5 protein-coding genes are annotated in these 6,443 nt (G+C 65.1%); 2 read left to right on the forward strand and 3 right to left on the reverse strand.

The features are described from left to right. Positions 1–847: dienelactone hydrolase family protein (locus tag EN984_RS18200; RefSeq protein WP_164765514.1), on the reverse strand; the 847-nt coding region annotated here is incomplete at its 3' end. Between the two features lie 250 nt (positions 848–1,097). After that, positions 1,098–1,238, reverse strand: coding sequence for a hypothetical protein (locus EN984_RS38225; RefSeq protein ID WP_164776157.1), 141 nt, complete (start codon positions 1,236–1,238; stop codon positions 1,098–1,100). 42 nt (positions 1,239–1,280) lie between these two features. On the opposite strand from EN984_RS38225, the gene EN984_RS18210 reads away from it, so the two are divergent. Beyond that, positions 1,281–1,715: a hypothetical protein gene (locus EN984_RS18210; RefSeq protein ID WP_127271113.1), complete on the forward strand. Its 435-nt coding sequence runs from the start codon at positions 1,281–1,283 to the stop codon at positions 1,713–1,715. Between the two features lie 137 nt (positions 1,716–1,852). On the opposite strand, the gene EN984_RS18215 is transcribed toward EN984_RS18210, so the two are convergent. After that, a complete protein-coding gene (locus EN984_RS18215) occupies positions 1,853–4,168 on the reverse strand; it encodes a glucose/quinate/shikimate family membrane-bound PQQ-dependent dehydrogenase (protein WP_127273330.1) in 2,316 nt (771 codons plus the stop codon). Positions 4,169–4,419: 251 nt separating this feature from the next. On the opposite strand from EN984_RS18215, the gene EN984_RS18220 reads away from it, so the two are divergent. Beyond that, a partial coding sequence (locus EN984_RS18220) for a UvrD-helicase domain-containing protein (RefSeq protein ID WP_127383865.1) occupies positions 4,420–6,443 on the forward strand: 2,024 nt, incomplete at its 3' end.

Consider the following 6,443-nt stretch of genomic DNA (forward strand, 5'->3'; position numbering starts at 1 on the left):
AGGCCAGGTCGGCCGCCTTCTTGTCGTAGCGCGCTGCCGACGTGTCGTTGTTGAAGGCATGGTTGGCGCCTTCATAGACATAGACCGTGTATTCGACATGCGCCGCGTCGAGTTCCTTCTTGAAGGCGTCGATGCCGGCATTGATGCGCTCGTCCAGTCCGCCATAGTGCAACAGCAAGGCCGCCTTGATCTTGGATACATCGGCGGCCTTCGGTTGCATGCCGTAATAGGCAACGCCGGCACTGAGATCGGGCGCGTTGATGGCCAGCATGTTGACCGTGCCGCCACCCCAGCAGAAGCCGATGGCGCCGACCTTGCCGTTGCCGTCCTTGTCGCTCTTGAGGAAAGCGACGGTCGCGACACCGTTGGCGATGGTCTGCGCCGGATCGAGCTTGGCGAACATGTCGCGCGCCTTGTCTTCATCGGTTGGCGTTCCGCCGAGCGGCGACAGAAAATCCGGCGCCAGCGCCACGAACCCCTCCAGCGCCACGCGTCGCGTCACATCGCGGATATGCGGGTTGAGCCCCCTGTTCTCATGCACGACGATCACCGTGCCGAGCTTGCCCGCCTTGTCCACCGGCTTGACCAGGTAGCCCTTCATTTCGCCGCTGCTGCCGGGATAGCTGATGTCCTCGCCCTTCACCCGCGGATCGTTGTCGGCGACAACAGCCGCTTGCGCCGAATTTGCCGCCAGAAGCGGCGCGATCGCGGCCGCCGCCGCACCCGATCCGGCAAGCCGGGTCAACTGCTCCATGAACCGGCGGCGATCGAGCGTCAGATGCGTGTATTCGTCATAGGCGTCGATCATCGCCTGGGTGATGGCGGGCTTGGCGTCGGGTTTCGTCATGGATAGGTCCTCTGCTTCGGGCTTTAATTCCCAGCTACATAGGGACCAAGCCGGCATGATCCAGTCGAGCACTCATCGCGGCCGCCGATTGCCTCAGGGCGCAGGGCGCCGGCCGCGCCCGAGCAGTAAAGCCGGCGCCATGCGCGGCCGTGTCATCACTTTTTGGTCATTGGCGATAAATCCTGCTGGCGCTGCCACAATCGTGAGGGAAGGTGGCTATCGCCCAGTATCTTGGCCGTGTGCCCACACGTCAGACCCAGAAGGAAGCGATGACCATGACCATGCCTTCCCCGATCCTCGCCAGCGCGCTCGTCCTTTCGGCGAGTGCCGCTTTGGCCCTGTGCTCGATGGTTCTGAACGCAGGCAGACGATCGTTGATCAGGGTCCGCACTGAGCGGAACCGCAACACGAAAACCCAGGGCTGAGTGACGCCATGAACGTCCAGGACATCGTCAACACCGTTTCGCAGAAGGCGGACCTCGACCAGGCGACGACGGAGAAAGTCGTCGGCACCATCTTCTCGGTGCTCGAACACGAGGCGGAAGGCACCAGCGCCTCGGCGTTCTTCGCCAGGATCCCCGGCGCCGACGACCTCGCCCATCAATATGACGTCATGGCTGCCGCTCCGGCCGGCGGCGGCGGTTTTTTGTCGTCGTTGCAGGGCGCGCTTGGCGGCGTTCTCGGCGAGAAGGCCGGCGCGCTGATCAACGGCGTCGCCGCGCTCAAGGCATCCGGGCTCGACATGGCGCAGATCCAGAAGGCCGGCGCGACGCTGATCCAGCAGGCCGAAGCCGCCGCCGGCCCCGACCTGACCAACAAGGTGCTCGGCTCGGTGCCCAGCCTGAAGGGCCATCTGGGGATTGGCTGATCGACAATCGGGCCGATCGGAAGATTTGCCGCCCCTCATCGCCCAGTCGGGCACTTTTCCCCGTCACTATGCGGGGAAAAGATACCGGCACAGATGATGGGCGGCGCGACCTCTGAGAGATCGCGCGCCCTGCGCCCCTACTTCGGCAGCGCGTAGGCGATCACATAGTCCCCGGGCTTGGTGCCGACCGAACCGTGGCCGCCGGCGACGATGACCACGAACTGGCGGCCGTCGGCCACCGTATAGGTCATCGGCGTCGATTGCCCGCCGGCCGGCAGCCGCGCCTGCCACAGCTGCTTGCCCGATGTCAGGTCGTAGGCGCGCAGATAGTCGTCGACCGCCGCCCCCAGGAAGGCGACGCCGCCAGCGGTGATCATCGGCCCGCCAATGCCCGGCACCCCGACCTTCAGCGGCAGCGGCAGCGGCGTCATATCGTAGACGGTGCCGTTGCGATGCATGTAGGCGATCTTGCCGGTCCTGAGATCGGCGCCGGCGACATAGCCCCAGGGCGGCGCCTGGCAAGGAATGCCGAGCGGCGACAGGAACGGTCCCATCACCACCGCATAGGGCGCGCCCTCGTTGCGGTTCAGCCCCTGCTCGCTGCCGCGCCCTTCGTCCGGTGGCGGCACCTGATCGCGCGGAATGAGCTCCGACTTGAACGCCAGATAGGTCGGCATGCCGAACAGCACCTGCCGGACCGGGTCGACGGCGACGCCACCCCAGTTGAAGGTGCCGAAGTTGCCGGGGTAGATCAGCGAGCCCTGGACGGAAGGCGGCGTATAGCGACCCTCATAGCGCAGGCCCTGGAATTCGATCCGGCAGGCCAACTGGTCGAACATGGTTAGGCCCCACATGTCGGCACCGGTGAGCGGCTTCGGCATGAAGGTAAGGTCGGAGACCGGCTGCGTTGGCGATGTGTGGTCACCTTCGATCGCGCCGCCGGGCGCCGGCACTTCGTTGACCGCAATGACCGGCTCGCCGGTGCGGCGGTCGAGCACATAGAGGTCGCCCTGCTTGGTCGGCCCGACCAGCGCCGGCACCACCGTGCCGTCGGGTTTGGTGATGTCGATCAGGCTCGGCTGCGCCGGCACGTCCATGTCCCAGAGATCGTGGTGCACGGTCTGCCGCACCCAGCGCACCTGCCCGGTGTTGAGGTCGAGCGCGGTGATCGACGACGAGAACTTCTCGACATTGGCGCTGCGCCCGGCGCCGAGCTGGTCCGGCGTCTGGTTGCCGAGCGGCACGTAGAGCAGGCCGAGCTTCTCGTCGGCGCTCGGCGTCGACCACATGTTGGGCGAGTTGGCGGTATAGGTCTGGCCGGCCGGCAGCGGCGTTATCTGGTCCGGATTGCCGGAATCCCAGTTCCACACCAGCGCGCCGGTGGCAGCGTCGTAGGCGCGGATGACGCCGGATGGCTCCTGCGTCGAATAATTGTCGTTGACCGCGCCGCCGACGATGATCTTGCCGGCTGAGATCAGCGGGGCCGAGGTCGAGTAATAATAGCCCGACTTCGGATAGGGCATGTTGGTCAGAAGGTTCAGCGTGCCGCCCTCGGCGAAAGCCGGGCAGATCTGCCCGTTGGCGGCATCGAGCGCGATCAGCCGCGCATCCGAGGTCGGCAGATAGACGCGGGTCGCACAGGGCTGCCCGGCGGCGCCGGCGGCATCGGCGTAATAGGCCACGCCGCGGCAGGTCTGGTGCTGGCGGTCCTTGTCGAGCTTGACCTTGGGATCGAAGCGCCATTTCTCCTTTCCGCTCGCGGCATCGATGGCGATGGCGAAATTATGCGGCGTGCAGATGTAGAGTGTGTCGCCGATCTTCAGCGGCGTCACCTGATAGGTGGTCTCGCCGACATCGTCGGGACCCTTCACATCGCCGGTCTGGTAGGTCCAGGCAGGCTGCAGCTTGGCGACATTGTCCGGTGTGATCTGGTCGAGCGGCGAATAGCGCTGGCCGAACTGCGTGCGGCCGTAATAGTGCCATTCGCCGGCCGGCACATCATTGCCGAGATTGGCGTTGGCGACCACCTTGTCGGTGCCGAGTTCGCCGGCAATATCCTTCGGATCCGAAGTCATCGAATAACCGGCGACGGCCAATGATGCCAGCACGGCAAGGATCAGCGGCGCGCGCCCGTCAGGGCCGACGAGACCCCGCCTCGCCCACGGCGTCAGCAGCCAAAAAGCGAGAAGCACGATGATGCCGCCGCGAGGCCCGAGTTCCCACCAGTCGAAGCCGGTTTCCCAGACCGCCCAGGCCAACGTGCCGAGCACGATCACCGCGTAGAGCCACAAAGCAGTCGACCTGCGCCGGTAAAGCAGCCAGGCGGCGATCAGGAAGGCAAGGCCGGCAACGACATAGTACCAGCTGCCGCCCAGCATCGCCAGGCGGATGCCGCCGCCGCCGAGTGCCAGGCCGATGAGGAAAAGAATGAGGGAGGTGATGGTGACAGCCAAGATGATACTCCTTCGACTGTTGCGCTTTGCGGCGCTGCCATGGCAACCCGGCATTGCGTCGCTGCCCGAAGCACAACTTTCTCCCGACGGTCCCGCCTGTCAAGCATGGGCCTCAAGCGCAGGCGGTAATGGTCCATCGCCATTGGGATAACATCGACCGCACTGGGAGCGTGGGCAGCAATCGGGCACTTTAGCGGAACAAAACGTAGACAGTTCTGGTCTTTCCCCACCGAATCACTACATTCGGGGCGATGTCCGGCTTTTCCGAAGACATGCCCTTTTTCGACGAACCCAATGCGCGGCCCACGGCCCCGTCGGGCATCGCCGCGCGCGCCATGGCTGCCCGCAGCGGACACAACAACGCACCCGACTATCTGAAGGGCCTCAACCCGGAGCAGCGGCTGGCGGTGGAAACCACCGAAGGCCCGGTTCTGGTGCTGGCCGGAGCCGGCACCGGCAAGACCCGCGTGCTCACCACCCGCATCGCTCACATCCTCGCCACCGGCAAGGCGTTCCCGTCGCAGATCCTCGCGGTGACCTTCACCAACAAGGCCGCGCGCGAGATGAAGATCCGCATCGGCGTCCTGATCGGCGAAGGCAACGTCGAGGGCATGCCATGGCTCGGCACCTTCCACTCGATTGGCGTGAAGCTGCTTCGCAGACATGCCGAACTCGCCGGTTTGCGCTCCGACTTCACCATCCTCGACACCGACGACGTCGTGCGGCTGATCAAGCAGCTGATCCAGGCCGAAGGTCTGGACGACAAGCGCTGGCCGGCCAAGCAGTTCGCCCAGATGATCGACGGCTGGAAGAACAAGGGACAAGGCCCGTCCGACATCACCGAGGGCGACGCCCGCGCCTTCGCCAACGGCAAGGGCCGCGAACTCTACAAGGCCTATCAGGAGCGGCTGAAGACGCTGAACGCCTGCGATTTCGGCGACCTGCTGTGCCACCCGATCCGCATCTTCCGCGCCAATCCGGACGTGCTCAAGGAATACCACAAGCGCTTCAAATACATCCTCGTCGACGAGTACCAGGACACCAACACCGCCCAGTACATGTGGCTGCGCCTCCTGGCGCAGCGGCCTCAAGGCAAGCCGATCTCCCCCCTTGAGGGGGAGATGTCCGGCAGGACAGAGGGGGGCGCCTCGCGCCGACAGGCTGGAGGGACAGCGCCCCCCTCTGTCGCCTCCGGCGACATCTCCCCCTCTAGGGGGGAGATTGGGCGCTCTTCGGCCGAAACCCGCGCCACCGTAAACATCTGCTGCGTCGGCGACGACGATCAGTCGATCTATGGCTGGCGCGGTGCCGAGATCGACAACATCCTGCGCTTCGACAAGGATTTTCCCGGCGCCACCATCATCCGGCTGGAGCGCAACTACCGCTCGACCGCGCACATCCTTGGCGCGGCCTCCCACCTCATCGCCCACAATGAGGGCCGCTTCGGCAAGACGCTGTTCACCGACCGGAACGATCCGGAGGACGGCAAGGTGCATGTCCACGCCGCCTGGGATTCCGAGGAAGAAGCGCGCGCCGTCGGCGATACCATCGAGACCTACCAGCGGCAAAAGCACAATCTCAACGACATGGCGATCCTGGTCCGCGCGTCCTTCCAGATGCGCGAATTCGAGGACCGTTTCGTCACACTCGGCCTCAACTACCGCGTCATCGGCGGCCCGCGCTTCTACGAGCGCATGGAAATCCGCGATGCGCTGGCCTTCTTCCGTGTCGTCGCCCAAGGCGCCGACGACCTCGCCTTCGAGCGCATCGTCAATGTGCCGAAGCGCGGCCTTGGCGAAGCCACCATCCGCCAGATCCACGACACCGCGCGTGCGCTGCGCATCCCGATGCTGGAGGCCGCCGCCAAGCTGGCCGAAAGCGACGAGTTGAAGCCGAAGCCGCGCGCTGCCTTGCGCGAGGTGTCGGCCAATTTCGAGCGCTGGCAAAAGGCGCTGGAAACCACGCCGCACACCGAGCTCGCCGAGACCATCTTGGAAGAGAGCGGCTACACCGACATGTGGAAAAACGACCGCTCGGTCGAAGCCCCCGGCCGGCTGGAGAATTTGAAAGAGCTGATCCGTTCGATGGAGGAGTACGAATCGCTGCGCTCCTTCCTTGAGCATGTCGCACTCGTCATGGACGCCGAGCAGAATGCCGGGCTCGACGCCGTCTCGATCATGACGCTGCATTCGGCCAAGGGCCTCGAATTCGAGACCGTCTTCCTGCCCGGCTGGGAGGAAGGCCTGTTCCCGCACCAGCGTGCGCTGGATGAAGG

The sequence above is a fragment of the Mesorhizobium sp. M7A.F.Ca.CA.004.12.1.1 genome, assembly GCF_003997835.1.
Lineage (GTDB): Bacteria > Pseudomonadota > Alphaproteobacteria > Rhizobiales > Rhizobiaceae > Mesorhizobium.